Source organism: Peptoclostridium litorale DSM 5388 (genome assembly GCF_900141635.1).
Lineage (GTDB): Bacteria > Bacillota > Clostridia > Peptostreptococcales > Peptostreptococcaceae > Peptoclostridium > Peptoclostridium litorale.
On the sequence record NZ_FSRH01000008.1, the window covers coordinates 101,750 to 120,352 of the forward strand.

15 protein-coding genes, 1 pseudogene and 1 other annotated feature are annotated in these 18,603 nt (G+C 40.7%); of the genes and pseudogenes, 9 read left to right on the forward strand and 7 right to left on the reverse strand.

Translation table 11 applies throughout. From position 1 onward, the window contains the following. The first annotated feature begins 46 nt into the window (after window positions 1-46). Complete coding sequence (locus tag BUQ87_RS09035; RefSeq protein WP_052635985.1) at window positions 47-868, forward strand: DUF169 domain-containing protein; 822 nt, start codon at window positions 47-49, stop codon at window positions 866-868. Between the two features lie 33 nt (window positions 869-901). Next, window positions 902-1,774, forward strand: a complete 873-nt coding sequence (locus BUQ87_RS09040) for a YitT family protein (protein WP_052635984.1) — start codon at window positions 902-904, stop codon at window positions 1,772-1,774. Window positions 1,775-1,989: 215 nt separating this feature from the next. Here BUQ87_RS09040 and BUQ87_RS09045 read toward each other — a convergent pair whose 3' ends face one another. Then, window positions 1,990-2,190 carry a cold-shock protein gene (locus tag BUQ87_RS09045; RefSeq protein ID WP_038263023.1) on the reverse strand — a complete coding sequence of 67 codons (201 nt, stop codon included), beginning with the start codon at window positions 2,188-2,190 and terminating at the stop codon, window positions 1,990-1,992. Between the two features lie 232 nt (window positions 2,191-2,422). Here BUQ87_RS09045 and BUQ87_RS15235 point away from each other — a divergent pair, with 232 nt between their 5' ends. Then, the gene (locus tag BUQ87_RS15235) at window positions 2,423-2,662 is read left to right on the forward strand and encodes a hypothetical protein (RefSeq protein WP_207647185.1); all 240 of its coding nucleotides are present in this window, start codon (window positions 2,423-2,425) and stop codon (window positions 2,660-2,662) included. A 333-nt stretch (window positions 2,663-2,995) separates the two neighbouring features. Beyond that, window positions 2,996-3,979, forward strand: a complete 984-nt coding sequence (locus tag BUQ87_RS09050) for a DUF8173 domain-containing protein (RefSeq protein ID WP_143182444.1) — start codon at window positions 2,996-2,998, stop codon at window positions 3,977-3,979. Window positions 3,980-4,080: 101 nt separating this feature from the next. Here BUQ87_RS09050 and BUQ87_RS09055 read toward each other — a convergent pair whose 3' ends face one another. Then, window positions 4,081-4,632, reverse strand: coding sequence for an SLAC1 family transporter (locus BUQ87_RS09055; protein WP_038263017.1), 552 nt, complete (start codon window positions 4,630-4,632; stop codon window positions 4,081-4,083). A gap of 23 nt (window positions 4,633-4,655) precedes the next feature. Continuing rightward, complete coding sequence (locus tag BUQ87_RS15770) at window positions 4,656-4,877, reverse strand: C-GCAxxG-C-C family protein (protein ID WP_334292811.1); 222 nt, start codon at window positions 4,875-4,877, stop codon at window positions 4,656-4,658. Window positions 4,878-5,085: 208 nt separating this feature from the next. Here BUQ87_RS15770 and BUQ87_RS09060 point away from each other — a divergent pair, with 208 nt between their 5' ends. Then, entirely contained in the window at window positions 5,086-6,357 is a 1,272-nt protein-coding gene (locus BUQ87_RS09060; protein ID WP_083603803.1) for an aminotransferase-like domain-containing protein, read from the forward strand. A gap of 95 nt (window positions 6,358-6,452) precedes the next feature. Here BUQ87_RS09060 and BUQ87_RS09065 read toward each other — a convergent pair whose 3' ends face one another. After that, a complete protein-coding gene (locus BUQ87_RS09065) occupies window positions 6,453-8,237 on the reverse strand; it encodes a leucine-rich repeat domain-containing protein (RefSeq protein ID WP_052635983.1) in 1,785 nt (594 codons plus the stop codon). A 538-nt stretch (window positions 8,238-8,775) separates the two neighbouring features. Here BUQ87_RS09065 and BUQ87_RS09070 point away from each other — a divergent pair. Continuing rightward, window positions 8,776-9,018, forward strand: coding sequence for a hypothetical protein (locus BUQ87_RS09070; RefSeq protein WP_038263014.1), 243 nt, complete (start codon window positions 8,776-8,778; stop codon window positions 9,016-9,018). A gap of 81 nt (window positions 9,019-9,099) precedes the next feature. On the opposite strand, the gene BUQ87_RS09075 is transcribed toward BUQ87_RS09070, so the two are convergent. The 3 genes and pseudogenes from BUQ87_RS09075 to BUQ87_RS15775 form a co-directional block, all read right to left on the reverse strand. Beyond that, on the reverse strand, window positions 9,100-10,485 hold the full coding sequence (locus BUQ87_RS09075) for a sodium:solute symporter family protein (protein ID WP_038263011.1): 1,386 nt from the start codon (window positions 10,483-10,485) through the stop codon (window positions 9,100-9,102). 755 nt (window positions 10,486-11,240) lie between these two features. Beyond that, complete coding sequence (locus BUQ87_RS15240) at window positions 11,241-11,417, reverse strand: hypothetical protein (RefSeq protein WP_159434308.1); 177 nt, start codon at window positions 11,415-11,417, stop codon at window positions 11,241-11,243. 234 nt (window positions 11,418-11,651) lie between these two features. Further along, window positions 11,652-13,980, reverse strand: a pseudogene (locus BUQ87_RS15775) (bifunctional acetaldehyde-CoA/alcohol dehydrogenase). Between the two features lie 902 nt (window positions 13,981-14,882). Continuing rightward, window positions 14,883-15,186: a binding site (T-box leader), on the forward strand. Between the two features lie 251 nt (window positions 15,187-15,437). Here BUQ87_RS15775 and aroF point away from each other — a divergent pair. Genes aroF through BUQ87_RS09095 form a run of 3 tightly spaced genes read left to right on the forward strand, consistent with a single transcriptional unit; the run spans window position 15,438 to window position 18,585 of the window. Next, on the forward strand, window positions 15,438-16,457 hold the full coding sequence (gene aroF, locus BUQ87_RS09085) for a 3-deoxy-7-phosphoheptulonate synthase (RefSeq protein WP_038263008.1): 1,020 nt from the start codon (window positions 15,438-15,440) through the stop codon (window positions 16,455-16,457). Window positions 16,458-16,513: 56 nt separating this feature from the next. After that, a complete protein-coding gene (gene trpE, locus BUQ87_RS09090) occupies window positions 16,514-18,010 on the forward strand; it encodes an anthranilate synthase component I (RefSeq protein ID WP_038263005.1) in 1,497 nt (498 codons plus the stop codon). Continuing rightward, a complete protein-coding gene (locus BUQ87_RS09095; protein WP_038263003.1) occupies window positions 18,007-18,585 on the forward strand; it encodes an anthranilate synthase component II in 579 nt (192 codons plus the stop codon). The genes trpE and BUQ87_RS09095 overlap by 4 nt, the downstream gene beginning before the upstream one ends. The last annotated feature ends 18 nt before the right edge of the window (window positions 18,586-18,603 follow it).

The following is an 18,603-nucleotide window of genomic DNA, read 5'->3' on the forward strand; positions in this document are numbered from 1 at the left end:
GCTTTTTGTGAATTTATATAGCCATTTTAAAAGGGGGATTTATATTATGGAAAGGGAAAAATACATAGAGGCTGTCAAAAGGGCGAACTGTGTTTTGGACCTCAAAAGAAGAATAGTGGGAGTCAGATTTCTTTTTTCAAAAGAGGAATTCGAGCAGGCGAAAGCTGAGATTCCAAAGGGGAAAATGCCCTACTGTAAAATGATAAACCGTGTAATGGACGGAGAAGGCATGAAGGTGGATTTTGACAATTTCGGATGCTTTGCCGCGGCCAGAGTGCTTGGAATAGTGGAATTGGACGACTGGTATGTTTCAGGCCACTACTACGGTAGATGCGGGTTATATCAGGACATGCCCACTGCAAAGGAGGTCACAGGCAATATATCAAACTGCAACCACAAGGCATACGGACTTGAAATAATGCCGCTTGAGGAGTTCGAAGACGAGCCCCAAATAGTGATCATAGCTACAAACACATTCAATTCAATGAGATTCATACAGGGCCATGCATACAAGTACGGCACGCACAGGGGATACAAGTTCATGGCAAACCAGGCAATGTGCGCCGAGTGCACAGCCCACCCGTACCAGACAAACGATATTAACATATCCCTTCTGTGCGTTGGAACCCGAAAAAGCGGTTTTAACGAAGACGAGCTGGGAATTGGAATACCTCTTACAAAATTCGTGGAGATGGTTGACGGGTTGTGTAAGACTGTTACTCCGGCCGAACCGAATAGGACAAAAAAGGTGATAGAGGAAAAGCTGAATGCCAGCGGGATTTCAGATGTCGAGATAATATACAACAAGAACTACGGCGATGGAATGCACAAGTATGATTTTGCACATTTCAAAAAAAGAGAAGAATAATTAAAAACTTAATAGGGATAGAGGTATGAAATAATGAAAGACAACATAAAGGAACTCGGGCTACTTGTGCTTTCTGCGTTTTTGCTCGCAGCAGGGGTGTATTATTTCCTGGCGCCAAACGAGATAGCAGCTGGAGGGACAACCGGAATAGCCATAATAATAACCAACTATTTTCCAAACGCCAACATAGGGATACTCATGATGATAATGGACGTCATACTGTACAGCGTGGGATTCCTGCTGATAGGTCCTGTGTTTGGAATAAAGACTATGTTTTGCAGTTTCACAACGTCGTTCTTTGTGTTCATTATGCAAAAATATTTTCCGATATCGACGCCCATCAGCAGCGACATACTCGTGCAGCTGATATTTGGGATATGCATGTGCGGCATTGGAATGGCGATTGCATTTGACAGGGAGGCTTCAACAGGGGGCCTAGACATAGCGGTAAAGATAATAAACAAGTTCTTCAAAGTGAAAATGGCTCATGCCGTTTTTATGGTTGACACTTTTATAATACTTGGAGCGGTGACGGCATTTGGGATAGAAAAAGGCCTTTATGCGCTGCTTGGGGTGTTCATGCTCTGCGTGACCATAAACATCATAATGGAAAAGCTCAGGCTGTACCAGCAGGTCATACTCAGCAGCAGCAAAGTAGAAGCGGCGAGGGATTATATAGCAAACGTGCTTGGCGGAAAGGTTTCGATATACTATGCCAAGGATGGATGCTCGGACTGTGAAAACGCCATAATAATGGCTGTGCTAAAAAGCAGGGACTTTTTAGAGCTTAAAAACTACATGAGCTCAATAGATCCGGACTCCTTCATAACAGCCCACAACATAAACGAAGTGTGCGGGAACGCGTATTTGGGAGCTGGAAACATGGGGGAAAGAAAGACTGCGTAAATAAAGCCGAAATCAATACACCATATTATAAAAGCGAAGCGCCTAATAGGTGGCTTCCAGAGGTTATAAGCAAAAAATGAGAATATGCATAATAAATGGTGTATTCTCCGAAAAGTGGTATAATAAATAGCAATTTCGTGGATTTCAAGCTATGAATTTAGAAAATAAAAAAGGACATGAAATTTATATTCATGTCCTCGATATGCTATACAAGATTATATGCTTACTATATTCTCGGCTTGTGGTCCTTTTGCTCCTTGAGCTACATCAAAAGAAACTCTTTCGCCTTCTTCTAGTGTTTTAAAACCATCCTTTTGGATCTGAGAAAAATGTGCGAAAACATCTACGCCATCTTCTCCAGTTATAAATCCAAATCCCTTATCTGCATTAAACCATTTCACTGTACCGTTATTCATAATCGATACCTCCAAATTTTATTTTTTTCTTAAACCATTTCGTACAAAGTAAATCAAATTAAAAATTTAGAGTTAATACGATTAATACCGATATAATTCTATTTCATTTTTAAATTTAATTATTTCCTACAAACTTTAATTAAGACTTATTAAGAATATCATATTTTGCTGAATGTGGCAAATATTTCTTTTTGTGAGAAAGTATTTTGATTGTGTCTCTCTTTATTTATACATGTATATAACCATAATTCATCCATATTCAAATGGAAAGCTTAGAAAAAATATAATAGCAGATACGGCGATGTATGCAGCAAAGGAGCTTGAAAAAAATACTTACAAGTTCTTTGGATTTGGAATGAAAGAAAAATCACTCAGGAAAATCGATATTGAAAACCGTCTGAAATATGCTTTGGAAAATAAAAAATTTATTATACATTATCGCCGAAAATATATATTAAAAGTGGATCAATAATAGGTTTTTAAGCATTCTAAGTTGATATTTATCATATCACTTTTCAGAGAATATACCGTTTATGAGTTTATGCTAGGAATAGTTCCAAAAGGGTATAAAACCTATGTAATCAAATAAAAGCTGTGAGAATGGGGTGGTTGTAAAGGAGGAATTATCATGAGAAAAAAAATCACTGTTTTGATTTCGACCGCGATTGCGCTGGTGCTTATACTATCACTGGTCGTTTTCGCCGATGAGACATGGACGATACCGCAGGGGCAGGTCGTGGACAGGGATGCCTTTCTTTCGGGGGAACTGGCGCAGAACCTCGGCATTGTCAACGGGGATCTTTTCATGGCCGGGAACAGTTTGAGCAATCAGGGGAATGTCACAGGTGATATCCTGATGGCCGGCAATACGTGCAATGTATCTGGAAACGTCGACGGAGACATAAGGGTTGCCGGAAACGTGCTGACAATCGATGCGAATGTGAAAAAAAATGCGTCGCTCGCGGGAAATAGTATAACGATAGGAAGCGGCGGCTCCGTTGAAGGCAGCGTGAGCGCTGCCGCATCAAGCATCATTATCAACGGAAAGATCGGTCGCGATCTTAGAGGTGGAGCAGGTTCGATCGCAATTAACGGTGAAATTGGGCGCGATGTCGAGATCGAAAGCGGAAGCGTAACTTTCGGGCCTAATGCGAAGGTTGGAGGTAATCTGACGTATACGGCTGAATCGAAGATTCAGATTCCTGAAGGTGTCGTTGCGGGAGAGGTTGTTTTTAAAAAGGCAAAACAGCCTGTGAAGCCTCCGAAAGCCGACGACATTAAAAAGGGTATAGGACCTTTCTCGATAGCCGGAAAGCTTTTCGGATTAGTATCGTACTTTGTGGTGGGTGCGTTGGCTGTGTATCTATTTAAGAAGCCTTTCACCACCGCATCTGACACGATCAGTCAAAAGCCGTGGGCTTCTCTCGGTATAGGTTTTGTAGGGATTGTCGTTATCCCTGTTGCATTGATATTGGTAATGATAACAGTAATAGGAATACCGCTTGCGATGATTGTCTGGGCTCTTTATTTCATCGCACTTTATATCGCAAGGCTGCCTGTTGCGCTATGGCTTGGAAATAAGATTTTAAAATCTGACGAACGCACGATCATTCAAATGCTTCTTGGGTTGTTGATTCTTGGGTTGCTTGCGCTGATTCCTTATGCAGGAGGCTGGATTTCATTTGTAGTTACTTTGTTTGGACTTGGAAGCATAATGATATGGCTGAACAAAAATATAGGGAAGCAGAAGGAACCGGTTGAATTTGAACCTGGAAACGATTTGGAATAAAATCTGCTTTTGGAAATTGTTTGGATGAAAGTTTCTTATTTGTAAGGCTAACCCATTTTAGAAATTGACATGTTCTAAAATGGGTTAGTATTTTTCACAAGCTATTCGGGCAATAAGAACTTAATGTATTGTACCAGGACATACAAAACGATCACAATAGAAAGTATTTCTTCAAATACTACTATATATTTTAAGGAGTTTAATGCGTAGCCGCTGCTTTGTAAAAATGCACCTGTTTTTTTCATGGCGATAGCGCTTATTACAAAAGGGAATGTAAAAGCCGAGTAGCTTGGATAAAAGTTTAGTTTTAACATTTTAGGCAAATATAAAATCACAGAAAATGTCATTACCAATGAAAGAACTGTCAAAAAGCCCATCATAATAATGCTCTTATCTTGGAAAGAACTCATATATCCGGCCAAGCACAGGCTTGCAGGTGCTGCAAATATTGCGTTTGTAGGCAATACTGGCTCGGGAATTCCTTTGACATATAAAACCCTGTATATTACAACAGGAAGCAGTGTCAAATAAAAAGCCACTCCAAAGACATTTTTATATATGGCTCCGTAAGGCATCATCAAATTTCCGGACGCAGCCAGTGCTAGCATTAATCCTGATGCAGGTATCGGCAGTTTTGCCGCTATATTTTTCATTTTCAAATCTCCATTAGCACATATTATATGTTTGATTCACTGGCTGATACTACGCCGTCTTCAATAAGCTTGTCAGCCACCCAGGCAGCAACCAACCCAGTTATAGTAATGCAGTGCTGCCTTCTTTCCTCTGAAGCAAATTCATAATTTCTGGTGATTACTCTGCAGCAAGTGCTCTTGTAATTTTCTTTTATATAATCGTGCAGTTCATTTTTATTTGAAGCACTCCTTTTGTAGTATAAAATTTATCTATGGATATTCGAATTTGTATAGATATTTTTAGGAGCTAGCTAGCTTCTGTAGTTAGTATAATAGAGATGTTAAGGCAGTTCAATAAGAGAAGATACGATGTGTACTAACACAGATTGGAGAATAAGGTTTGGAGAAATATTCGCAGATCATTGAGTATATAAGAGACTGGACTGAAAGTGAAAAAATGAAAGCGGGAGAAAACTGCCGTCTGTGAGAGAGCTTGCGCATAAATTCAAGTGCAGCACCATAACAGTTGTAAGAGCATACAAGGAACTGGAAGGGGAACATTTCATATATGCAGTACCTAAAAGCGGATACTATTTAGTTTCAAAAAAGGGAGAAAAGCTTGAATCAGACAGTGAAATCGACTTTTCAACTGTTCTTCCGGACAAAGAGCTCATACCATACAAAGAGTTTCACCACTGTCTGGATCAGGCTATGAATAAAAATAAAGATGAGCTGTTGTCATATGGGTATCCACAAGGCTTGCCATCGCTAATAGATAGCATGAAGAGGCATCTTGAGGACTATCAGGTGTTTTGCAAGGCATCCCAAATTGCAATTACATCAGGATCACAGCAAGCGGTAAACATACTCAATAAAATGGACTTTCCAGAAGGAAAAGACACCGTGCTAATTGAAAACCCGACTTACGAGCGAATGATTAAAAATCTGGAATTAAATAGGACAAGAACAGTTGGCATAGAGAGAAAGTTTGACGGAATCGACTTTCAAGAGCTGGAGAAAATATTCAAAAATGAAAATATAAAGTTTTTTTATACTGTAGCACGATTTCACAACCCGACTGGGGGAAGCTATTCGGTAGAAGAGAAAAAAGAGATACTGAGGCTGGCGGATAAATACAATGTGTATATAGTGGAAGACGACTACTTGGTAGACTTGGATACAAAAACCAAGAATGATCCCATATACGCATTTGACACAAGAGGCAGAGTTATCTATTTGAAGACATTTTCTAAAATATTGCTGCCGGGTTTGAGGGTTGCGGCAGCAGTGCTGCCAGATGATTTGATGGGTCAGTTTTTAAAATACAAGCAGTGGTCTGATGTGCACACTTCTATTTTGCCGCAAGGGGCTCTGGAAATATATATGGAAAATGGCATGTTCAAGCAGTCTAAGGCGCGATTTCAAAAAAAGTATAGGGAGCGCATGAGATACCTAAAAGGCATATGCGACAATTTCGATCCGGAGATTTTAAGGGCAAATGTTCCGGAAACGGGATTTTTCGTATCCTTAGAGTCGAGAAAGAGGGTGAATCCTGATAAATTTATTAAGGATTTGGCAGCAAAAGGAGTGACCATAAAGGATACCAGAAGCAGCTTCATGGCCCGAAATGAATGCATGAACCTGATTAGAATAAGTGTTTCGAGAACGGATACATCTCAAATAGAAGAGGGCGTAAACTGCATATATGATTACTTTGCAGACTTGGCCAAAGCAACTTTGACCTAGCAAAAATGTGAGTATAAGCAGAAAAAAAGCAGGTGGTATCACCTGCTTTTTTTCATTTGAAGCAAAGATTCTGTTGTCCGGCTGCCCGAATAGCTCTATCTCTCCAGATATTTAATATCGTCGCAGTATTTACTAACAGGCGAATAGTCGCCTATGGGGTTGTTTTCAATGTTCAAATAATCCAGCCCATCCATATTGCCAAGGCAGGAGATGTCGCTTACAAGATTGCCGGCAAGCTGCAGATCACTTAGCTGGGTCAAATTGCTTACTGGCGAGATATCGGATATAAGGTTTTCGGAAAGATCCAAGTAGTTTAATTTAGTCAATGTACTTAGTGATGATATGTCACTTATCTGATTTCCACAAATATCCAATTCGGTCAGTAGGCTCAAGCTCTTCAGCGGGGATATGTCCGCTATTTGATTTTCGCTTAGGGACAAAGAGTCCAGTCTGGTCAAATTGCCAAGCGCGGATATGTCTTTTACCTGATTTTGGCTGGCATCAAGGATATACAGACGGACCATTGAGCCGACAGGGGAAATATCATGTATGTAGTTGCGGGAAATATCAAAATCATATAAATTGATTAATGATGCGAGCGGTGTAATGTCGCTTATATGGTTGTCCTCCAGACGCAGGTCCTCCAAGTAGATCAACGAGCCGAGCGGCGACACGTCCTGTATCTGGTTGCCTGCAAGGTCTAAATCGTATAAATTTTTCAAACCATTGAGTGCAGATATATCACCTATTCGATTGTAGCTCATGGACAGTGATGACAAATTGCGCAAATAGCCAATTGCTGAAATATCGCTTATATTGTTGGAGCTAAAGTCCAAGGACTCCAAATTGGTTGCGTTTTTAAGCGCGGAAATACCGCTTATTTGATTGTCGTCAATATGAAGGCATGACAGCTTAGACAAATTGCTAAGCGCAGATATATCGCTTATGCTGTTGCTGTCCATGTATAGGTCTGCTAAACCTGTCAATGAACCAAGCGGTGAGATGTCGTGTATTCGGTTTGAAGAAATGAATAAAGTCTCCATATTCGTCAAAGAGGAGAGAGACGATATGTCGCTTATCTGGTTATCTTCAAGAGACAGAGAATTTAGCTCTGTCAATTTGCCAAGCGCAGATATGTCGCTTATGTGATTTCCTTCAAGGTTCAGATGAGTCAGATTTTTCAAACTGCCTATGTCTGATATGTCGCTTACTTTATTGCTTTCAAGAGACAGGTATTTTAGATTGACTAGTTTTTCAAGCGCAGATAGGTCGCTTATATTGTTGGCGTCAAGGTCTAAATATTCCAAACTGCTCAAAGAACTAAGATTGGATATGTCACTTATTTTGTTTTCTGAAATCCCCAGGCTGGTTAAACCTGTCAAATTGCCAAGCGAGGATATGTCATTTATATTGTTGCTGCCTAAATCCAAGTCCTCTAGACCGGTCAAATCGCCCAGCGGAACAAGGTCGGTTATGTTGTTACTGGCAAGGTTTATGTAATTCAAATTCTTCAAAGTGCTAAGTTGAGACAGGTCGCTTATTTCGTTGTTTGGGAGATCTAACTCGGACAAGTTTGAAAAATACTGTATGCCCTCTATGCTTTTGATGGAATAACCTGGAGCTGAAATGTAGTCTACATTTTCAATATCTGACTTGCATATGTCACCCTCGGACTTGCCTATGGCTTGCCTTACGGCAGATTCGAAATTTTGGTCTGGAAATTCAATTACATTGTCATTTACACTTGCGGAGATTGACTGGGAATTTACTCTGCCGCGGATGACTTTTGCTGCGCTGGAATCAACAGCAGCATAGGATATTGAAGCAGATGAAAACAGCAGTGTCGATGCGAGAAATAGAGCTGAAAATCTTTTTTTCATTGTGCTACCCCCTTAGGTTTGTATATTTATTAACTAAATTATACCATGTTATTTAATGTGAAAGTTAGGAAGTTTTGTCGATGGATTTAATGCATGTTTGACTCTTGAACTGAGTTATAAATTTATTTTTTGCATGTTTTTCATGGAATTCACGGTTTGTGATCAGCAGCTTTAACTTGATTACTTCAGTCTGGGGAGGTTCAAGTCCATAGAAATTAATAGGCAGATGGAGGTTGGTTTATATTTGAATTTCATGTGCAGCAGGTGCCTGGATTGTCCTTTTCACGGCTATACTGAATGTAGAATACTGATGTTTTTTTGAATGGTGCCGAGATAGAAACGGTTTCGAAGTTATCGCATAACCCGATTAATGCCTCAAAGATAGTTCTGCAAAAGCCGAGAGGAGTGCAACGTGCAGTGCCTTGTATAGTATGCTGCATTAAAATTTGTGATACTGCAGCATCGTGTAATGGGTATATACACATAAACAATGCGATATTTTGAAAGTGAAAAGTATAAGGAGAAGGGGTGATTTGGAATGCTAAGCGGTGTTATATACAAGATATTTTTGAACAAAGAGGGAAGCCTCGACATAGCGGAAATTCACGAGGAGGACTACGTGGCATGGGAGGGCAGGGACTTCATGACTGATGGGAACGGAAATGAACTGAGGTTTGACTCTAAAATGGAGGCTGCCGAGTGGATGAGGGAAAACTGCGTTCCTGAACTCATATCATATGAGTTCAAAAAGGTGGACTGGTCAGCGTACAGGAAAAAGTAGCAGCGCAGCAAGGTGGCCATAGGTAGCTTTATTTGTAAAAATTATTGGAAAGTTTAAGCCCGGGGAATATTCCCCGGGCTTTTACATGCAAGTATTGGTCTGAGCGGATTTGCTTTTTTTTGTCTTAGCCCTTAAAAATGCGTATGAGAGCGATCCGAGTATCCCCACATATATTGAGCTTATATTGTCCAGCCCAAGGAGTATCCAAGCTATGCTTAATATAGGCCCTATTATGACATAAATGCTCTCGTGGCGCCTCGATATGGAATCCGGAAAATAAAGTGCAACGAGCACAGGCACGAATACTGGAGTCGCTCTGAAAATCATTGAGAGGAATCCCCAGCTTAAAATCATTGAATTGTCGTTTGAAACGACTATGAAATAAATGGCTGAAATTATAATGGCTATCATGATTCGCATGGACCTTATGCTTTGGGAGTCGCTCCTAGAAGGAAACATGGGGGATATAACATCCCTCGAGCATATCGTGGTTATGCCAAGTGCAAGCCCCGCCCCGGTGGCCACTGAAGATATTAAAACAGCAGCTATCGAAAGCCCCGCCACTACAGGATGGGTATTATTTGTTACAAACAGCACAAACGCGTCCCTTGCGGCAATGTCCGGAGAAACTGTCCTCATGTACATGCCTATCATTGTGCACACAAGCCCTATAGGAGGTATCATGAATGCTGTAAGCAGGCAGCTTCTTTTGAGGACATGTTTGTCCCTTGCAGACATTACAGACTGGAAATAAATCTGGGTGCATGTCACCCCAAGAACCGTCGAAATCGGAAGCGACAGGTCCTTTAAAAATCCGTTTGAAAAAGGGTTAAACCACGGATCAGGGGAAAAGCTCATAGCTGCAAGTGGTATGAAATCATATTCAAAAAGCAAGTACATCCCGCAGACTATGCTTGTGGAGTAAAGAAGAACCGTCTTTATTCCACCAACTATGGTCCCGCCCCAAAATCCGCCGAATATTACATATCCTCCTATCAAAGCGCAAACTATAAGAGCGGATATGTGTATGTCGAAATCTAAAACCGAGCTGAATATTGAAACCGATGCGAGCACCTGCCCGTTTATATGTATGAACATGCCAAGGCAAAGAACTGTGCAGGCCGCGGTTTTAGCCCTGTCGCCAAAGAATTTGCCTATGACGCCCGTAACCGTCATGAACTCCTTTTTTTCGGTGAGTTTCCCGTAAAAAAAGTAAAGCACAATGCTGGATATGCTAAGGCCGAGTGTAAACCATATCGCCCCGAGCCCGCGTTCGAACGCCATCTGGCTTGTGCCTACGGTGGATGCCCCGCCTATTATTGCTCCCATGAGCATGCTGGTAACTCCCACTGTCCCCAGACGGCCCCCGCCTATCAAAAAATCCTTTGAGTCCTTTACAAGCTTTTTGCTCATATAGCCTGCAAACAGAGTAAGTAGAATTGTCACGTAAAAAGTCCAAAGTATCACTGTATCACCTTCTGTAAGTATAGTATTTGTGTTGCTTGCAAGACCGCATGCGGACCAACCTAATTATACCACTTTTGCGTGAAAATGATAGCGAATTTATAAAACACTGATATACTACAAAAAAGATTAAGCGGCCTCAGGCATATGGAATTTAGGACTGAGGCCGCTTAATCAAGTTTTTATTGCTGTGCTGTCTATTTGATATGGGTAGCTATAGCCATTAATAAAAAATAGCCTAGTCATATATGCATTTGTATATCCTCTGATTTGTATATACGATTGTTTTCACTGATATTTTTGATCTTTGAATCACAGTTGAATTTTTTAATGTTGGTTTTTGCTTTTTTTAAGAAATTTTCAAATTTAACCATGGACTCTCCCTCGGGATTAAAATGAGCTGTAAAGGAAATGATTGGTTCAATCCCTTGATGCATAAGCTGTTTGAAGTGTTGCGGAAGTATAAGTTCAAACAATTTCACTTATATCAAGTGAATGAAAGTATTCGTGATATCAAGTCGATTCTTTTTTCGTGACAGCTAGAAGTTTTTTCCATAGGGGCTTTTGGCTCCAACAAGATATGCTCAGTATTCTCACGTGTTAGATAGAACCAATCAACTACTATCGCAGATATAATTTTTCTTTTGAATATTAAACATTTCCTCATAACTACACCCCTTTAGTTATTTTATATTCAAGTGTTTGAGGCTCCAGAATAAAACTGCATAGTGTCAAATGCTAAATAGCACGCAAAACTACTATAATTTTTCTTTGGAGTCTTTAACATACTCGTTTTTATCGGGATATGTTTTAGTTAGATTCCCAGAAATTTTAGCGGGGGAGTCCGACTTCGAATTGCTGTTTTTGAATCTTCCTGTGAAATGGCTTTGCTCGTCGTAATATTCCGTCATCATTTTTTTAACAGTTTTTATCATACAAATTACCTCCTCTATAAATTGGGTTTTTACACATTCATAAGTCATCGTGGATAAAAACTTCATTTCCGTTGGACAGAGTTACTTTGTATTTCACATGCAAATCAAAATTATACACTTTCAGGGTATAACGGCGCCTGATTCATTAGCCGACAAAGCATATGAAGCAGGCATTGCCTATACCATGTCTTACAAGTGGCTGTACAATAATGTTGTCATATTCTGTTTGATGGATTATTCAAATACATTTATATACATTTGTTTAAGTTCGCTTATCAGTGGATATCTTGGATTGGCGCCTGTACACTGATCGTCAAATGCCTGCTCGCTCATTTCATCTAAAGTTGCATAGAATTTTTGTTTAGAAACTCCCGCTTCGCTTATAGTCTTTGGCATGTCTACCTTGGCTTTTAATTCATCTATTGCCTTGATCAGAAGCTCTACCTTTTCCTCTTCGGTAACTCCGCCCAAGTTTAGGTAGTCGGCAATACTAGCATATCTCCACTTGGCGTTTGGATACTTGTACTGCGGGAATGCCGCTTGTTTTCTTGGATTGTCCACCGCGTTGAATCTGATGACCTCGTTAATCAAAAGTCCATTGGCAACACCATGTGCTACATGGTGTTGAGCACCCAACTTGTGGGCCATAGAGTGGCAAACTCCCAGGAATGAATTGGCAAAAGCCATACCGGCCATAGTTGAAGCGTGAGCCATTTTTTCTCTCGCCTTTATGTTGTTTGAGCCGTTATTGTATGCCTGAGGCAAATATTCGAATATCAATTTCATTGCCTCCAGAGCCATTCCATTAGTGTATTCCGAAGCAAGCACTGATACATATGCTTCTATGGCATGCGTCAAGGCGTCTATTCCAGAAGCTGCTGTCAATCCTCTTGGCATATTCATCATAAGCTCCGCGTCTACTATAGCCATGTTAGGAGTTATTGCATAGTCTGCAAGAGGATATTTGTGGCCTGTTTTCTCATCGGTGATAACCGCAAAAGGAGTAACCTCTGAACCTGTACCCGCCGAAGTTGGCACTGCTACAAGCATGGCTTTATCGCCCATCTTAGGGAATGAATATACTCTTTTTCTTATGTCCATGAATCTCATGGCAAGATCTTCAAATTTCACTTGTGGATGCTCGTACATTTAGAGCAACTCCAAGACTACCGTATTTGAAATAAACCTTCTCCGGCACTCTAAACCAAAGCATGTTTTCTCTCCTCTCAGCCACGTTCTTAATATTCAAAAGATGCTTGACTCCAACGTTTTCAGACACGGAATTACCACCCCATGAACCGCAGCCCAGTGTCAATGAAGGATCCAGCTTGAAGTTGTATATATCGCCTATAGCACCCTGAGATGAAGGCATGTTTATTATTGTTCTTCCCGTTTTCATAGCTGAGCTGAATTTTTCCACATTTTCTTTTGATTTAACCGGATTGGTGTACAGTGAAGATGTATGTCCAAAGCCGCCAAGCTCGACAAGTCTTACTGCCTTTTTAAGTCCCTCGTCAAAGTTTTTAGCCTTGTACATGGCTAGTACTGGTGAGAGCTTTTCGTGTGAAAACGGCTCTTCGCGTTCTACAGAGCTGACTTCACCTATAAGGACTTTAGTCTCCTCAGGCACCTTAACTCCTGCCATTTGAGCTATCTTGTGTGCTGGCTGGCCAACTATGTTTGCGTTTAGCGCTCCATTTACAAGTATCACTTTTCTCACTTTGTCAATTTCGTCTTTTTTCAGCAGGTAAGCCCCTCTGTCTTCAAATTCTTTCCTAACCATTGAATATATCTTTTCTGCAACTATTACAGACTGTTCAGATGCGCATATAACTCCGTTATCGAAACTCTTCGAAAGAAGTATTGAGTTTACTGCTGTTTTTATAGGAGCAGTTTCATCTATTATTGCCGGTGTATTCCCGGCGCCTACGCCTATTGCAGGTTTACCTGATGAATAAGCTGCCTTGACCATTCCCGGGCCTCCAGTGGCTAGAATCAGGTCAGCTTCTCTCATAAGGCACTGCGAACTGTTTAGTGACGGCTTGTCTATCCATCCTATAATCCCTTCTGGCGCTCCGGCTTCAACTGCTGCATCCAGTACAATTTTAGCCGCCTATATTGTCGATTTTTTTGCTCTTGGATGCGGCGACAGTATCATTCCATTCCTGGTCTTTAAAGCTATAAGAGTCTTGAATATTGCAGTTGACGTTGGGTTTGTCGTAGGAACGACTGCTGCAATAATGCCTATAGGCTCCGCAATTTTTGTAATGCCGAATGAATCGTCCTTTTCAATGATTCCGCAAGTTTTTTCATCCTTGTATTTATTGTAAATATATTCCGAAGCAAAGTGGTTTTTTATAACCTTGTCTTCCACAAGCCCCATGCCTGTCTCTTCCGCTGCCATCTTTGCAAGTTTGATTCTTGAATTATTTGCGGCCATTGCAGCTCTTCTGAAAATCTCGTCGACTTCTTCTTGAGTATATTTTGAAAATTTCTTCTGAGCTTCTCTAACACTGTCTATTTTTTTGAGCAATTCCAAATCTTCCGTATTTGTAACTACCATATTCAACACCTCTTTCTTAAATTTTTAAATATATTTGTTCACAAGATATAAACTGCAACACAGGGTTATTTTTTTGACTATATATCTGTGAATTCGTACATATAATTGATTTTTGATTTCAAATAGCACTGAATTTCGAACACTTTTCATAGGGGGGCACAAGCTGCATAATTAATGTTTTAACAAATACATACGATTACAAGCTGTTTTTTATTGATGGTTATAAAATATCAACGGTGTTTGCAGTTTGTATTTTGATGACACACTGATAAAACCCTGCAATTTTGACGTTGCCAATTCTTTGTACCTGGATTGCAGCTTGAGGACTTTATGTTTGTTAATTCTCAAACGAAAACCATCAGACCACTCCCTTCGTTCGTATAAAAATATCTTATTTTAATATAACTTGTTGAATAACCAAATTTGTAAATTGTTAATTTGGTTGATTCTCTGCATTACAGGTTTAGAATTGTTTTTTATAAAAAGACTTTTAACATACAAAATACAGCATTTTTATTCTGGAAAAAATAGTTGTTCAACAACCTATAATAAAAATAATTTCATAAAGTATTAACATGCAAAATGTTGTATATTAATACATGTCTAATTGTACTACATTTACTTTTGGATTTCAATACCTGTTTTGAATTTTTTAACAGATATGCCAGTGATGATTCATATCAGCAGCAAATGGGTTGATATTTCTGCATTCTTTCCATTGACAGTATATATTCACGATTGGCAAAATATTTTGAAAAGTATTATTTTATAGGCAACACAAGGGCCAGAGGGGTTTGGAGGGAGATTTCTTATGAAAAATTACTTGACAAAGAAAAACTGCCGTGATAAATTGTTCAATAACAACAATACGAATATTAATAATCAAATTAATAATACTAATTTTAAATTCTGTGATTGGAAAGAGTAGGCTTGAAATGTTGTCCAAGCGAGCCGGTGTTGGTGAGAGACCGGTGTCAATGTTCTTGTTGAATGGTTCCAGGAGAAGCGGTGTGAAATCTTATGAGAGTATCGCCAGCCGTGTGCCTCACGTTATAGGGGCAGGGTATCGAGACAGGCCGACTGTTGAGCTTAGGCTTTTTTATAGACAGTATATGTACAAGGTTTGTTTTCCGTATCTGTAAAGAGAGATGGGTAATACCTTCTAAAATAGGTGGCAGCGCGGAATGATGACATTTCGTCCTATATGAATATCATATATGGATGGGGTGTCTTTTTTTATTTACAAGCAGCGCAAAAGCTTTATGGCAGGGTAATACAAATCTAATCAGGGTGGCAACGCGAAGACATACGCACTTCGTCCCTTTTATGGGATGGGGTGCGTTTTTTTTATTTTTATATTATATATATTGAAAAATATAATTTGATGGGTAATTTTATTATACAGGGAATTTGAAAAAGGTTATTTTATTATCTGAAAAAATAAAGGGGGGTTTGCGATGGTGATAGTTATGAAGCCTGGGACGGCAAGAAAAGATATTGAAAAAATAAAGGAAAAGATGGAGAGCTTAGGATGCGCTGTCCATGAGGTAGAGGGAGAAAGCTACAACATAATTGGTCTTATTGGAGATACAAGCAATATAGATTCGGACATTATACAGGCAGATAGAAATGTTGAAAAAGTAGTGAATATACAGGAACCTTTTAAAAAGGCGCACAAGCTTTTCAAACCAGAGGACACGATTGTAAATGTTAATGGTAAAAAAATCGGAGGAGGTAACATAGCGGTAATTGCAGGCCCTTGTTCAGTTGAAAGCAGGGAGCAGATAATAGACATTGCAGTCAAGGTAAAAGAGTCTGGAGCAGCTATGCTAAGAGGAGGGGCATTCAAGCCGAGGACGTCACCGTACAGCTTCCAAGGGCTCAGGGAAGAAGGGCTTGAGCTTTTATTAGAGGCAAAAAAGGTCACGGGCCTTCCTATAGTAACTGAGATAATGTCTGCTCATCACATTGATATTTTCGAGGAAAATGTTGACGTAATACAAATAGGCGCAAGAAACATGCAGAACTTCGAACTGCTTAAGGCAGTCGGAAAGACAAGCAAGCCTATTCTTTTGAAGAGAGGACTTTCGTCAAGCGTCGAAGAGCTGATAATGTCTGCAGAATACATTATGGCAGAAGGAAATAACGATGTAATACTATGCGAAAGGGGCATAAGGACATTTGAGACATACACAAGAAACACTCTTGATCTCAGTGCAATTCCCGTTATAAAGCGACTTAGCCATCTTCCTGTTATTGTTGATCCGAGCCATGCCACAGGCCATTACTGGATGGTTGAAGCTCTTGCTAAGGCAGCAATAGCAGTAGGTGCAGATGGACTCATCATAGAGGTTCACAATGACCCGGAAAATGCACTGTGCGACGGACCACAGTCATTAAAACCAGAAAAATTCAAGCACCTCATGGACTCTGTAAGGCAAATTGCAAGCATAGAAAATAAGAATATTACAATTTAGTGGGGAAAAAATTAGATAAGGGCGTTTTTATATTAGATTTGTGAAAGGGTGGGAATATGATTTATCCAAGTTTAGAGCAGTTCAGGGAAACGATAAATAATGCAAAGCTGGCGACATTCACAATGGAGATGGAGGGGGATTTGCACACTCCAGTTTCAATATTCAAAAAGTTATGTAAGGGTGAAAACACATATATGCTTGAAAGCGTTGAAAAGGGAAAATGGGGAAAATATTCGTACATCGGAAGAAACCCATTCATGCAAATAAAGGCTTACGGCGAGAGGGTAGAGATACAAAAGGACGGAGATACTGAGGTGAAAAGCGGCAGTCCCCTTCAGATAATAAGGGATGTCATAGGCGAGTATGGAGTCAAAGAGGACGAGGCTTCAGTAGACTTTACAGGAGGGGCAGTAGGGTATATCGGATACGATTTTGTGAGAACTTGTGAAAAGCTTGGAGAGCCGGGAGAAGACGATTTCAAAATGCCCGATGTCCACCTTATGGTCGCAAAAGAGATGGTTGCATATGACCATGAGAGACAGAAGATAAAGATAATAATAAACATTCCTCTGGATGAAATGGCGTGTGAAAGTGCCGGTGGAAAAGATCGGGCAGATAGAATATATGAATACGCAGAGAATAGGCTAAGCGATATAAGCACAGAGATAGAAAAGCCGGAGCCTCTGCAAAGCGGGAAAGAAGTTGTCAAAAAGCTTTTGGAGTATTCCAGCAGCGAGACCAGGGAAACTTTCATGGAAAAAGTGTTAAGGGCAAAGGAGTATATAAAAGACGGAGACATATTCCAAGTCGTACTATCGCAAAGGCTTCAAGTTGAGACCGACATACATCCGATTGACGTCTACAGGACGCTTAGGACGCTAAACCCTTCTCCATACATGTACTATATAGACTACGGCGACTACCAGATTGTAGGATCCTCCCCGGAACTTCTTGTAAAGGCCGTATCTGGGAAACTTGAAACCTGTCCCATAGCGGGGACAAGGCCGAGGGGAGAGACTAAGGCCGAGGACGATGCCAACGCAAGTGAGCTTTTGGCAGACGAAAAGGAAAGGGCTGAGCACATGATGCTTGTGGACCTTGCGAGAAACGACATAGGCAGGATATCAAAATTCGGGACAGTGGAGCTTACAAATTTTATGGAGGTGCAAAGATATTCCCACGTAATGCACATAGTTTCAAATGTGATAGGAACTATGAAAGACGAGTGCGACATGTTCGATGCGTTAAGGGCCTGCCTTCCAGCGGGAACCGTTTCAGGGGCTCCAAAGGTGAGGGCAATGCAGATAATAGACGAGCTTGAATCCAAGAAAAGGGGAGTATATGCGGGGGCAATAGGCTACTTCGGGTTCAACGGAAACATGGATACGTGCATAGCCATAAGGACAATAGTCTTCAAGGGCGGCAAGGCGCACATACAGGCGGGAGCCGGAGTGGTGGCGGATTCTGATCCGCTTTCGGAATACAACGAGACACTCAGAAAGGCCCAGGCGCTTGTGCAGGCAATAGACATTTCAAGGGGGAATGAGCAGTGATACTTATAATAGACAATTACGATTCTTTCACATACAATTTGTACCAGTATATAGGTGAGATAGACGAGGATGTCAAGGTGTTCAGAAATGACGAGATCACCCTTGACGATATTGAAAAGATGAAGCCAAGCAGCATAATAATATCGCCAGGGCCGGGATATCCGGTATATGCAGGAATATCCATGGCGGTGATAAGAAGGTTTGGCGGGAAGATTCCCATACTCGGCGTGTGCCTTGGACACCAGGCAATAGGAGAGGCATTCGGAGGGCGGATAGTTCATGCGAAAGAGACCAAGCATGGAAAGGCCACGTTTATAAAGCACGACGGGAAAGGGCTGTTCACAGGGATTGAAAGCCCTGCGGAGGTAATGAGGTACCACTCGCTTATAGTGGAGACGGCCTCCATAGGCGAAGAGCTCGAAGTAACTGCAAGGGACGACGAAGGCCAGATAATGGGGCTGAGGCACAGGGAATATCCAATATACGGGGTTCAGTTTCATCCGGAGTCCATTGGGACGGCATATGGAAAGAAAATGATTGAAAACTTCATTGAAATTAGCAAAATGCAGACGTGATTTGGGGGATATTGGGGT

Coding starts and splice junctions, on each gene's coding strand:
- BUQ87_RS09035 (WP_052635985.1), top strand. CDS start 47: ATGGAAAGGGAAAAATACATAGAGGCTGTCAAAAGGGCGAACTGTGTT.
- BUQ87_RS15240 (WP_159434308.1), bottom strand. CDS start 11,417: ATGATAAAAACTGTTAAAAAAATGATGACGGAATATTACGACGAGCAA.
- BUQ87_RS09050 (WP_143182444.1), top strand. CDS start 2,996: ATGGCCGGGAACAGTTTGAGCAATCAGGGGAATGTCACAGGTGATATC.
- BUQ87_RS09065 (WP_052635983.1), bottom strand. CDS start 8,237: ATGAAAAAAAGATTTTCAGCTCTATTTCTCGCATCGACACTGCTGTTT.
- BUQ87_RS09055 (WP_038263017.1), bottom strand. CDS start 4,632: ATGAAAAATATAGCGGCAAAACTGCCGATACCTGCATCAGGATTAATG.
- BUQ87_RS09040 (WP_052635984.1), top strand. CDS start 902: ATGAAAGACAACATAAAGGAACTCGGGCTACTTGTGCTTTCTGCGTTT.
- trpE (WP_038263005.1), top strand. CDS start 16,514: ATGATTTATCCAAGTTTAGAGCAGTTCAGGGAAACGATAAATAATGCA.
- BUQ87_RS15235 (WP_207647185.1), top strand. CDS start 2,423: ATGTATATAACCATAATTCATCCATATTCAAATGGAAAGCTTAGAAAA.
- BUQ87_RS09045 (WP_038263023.1), bottom strand. CDS start 2,190: ATGAATAACGGTACAGTGAAATGGTTTAATGCAGATAAGGGATTTGGA.
- BUQ87_RS09070 (WP_038263014.1), top strand. CDS start 8,776: ATGCTAAGCGGTGTTATATACAAGATATTTTTGAACAAAGAGGGAAGC.
- aroF (WP_038263008.1), top strand. CDS start 15,438: ATGGTGATAGTTATGAAGCCTGGGACGGCAAGAAAAGATATTGAAAAA.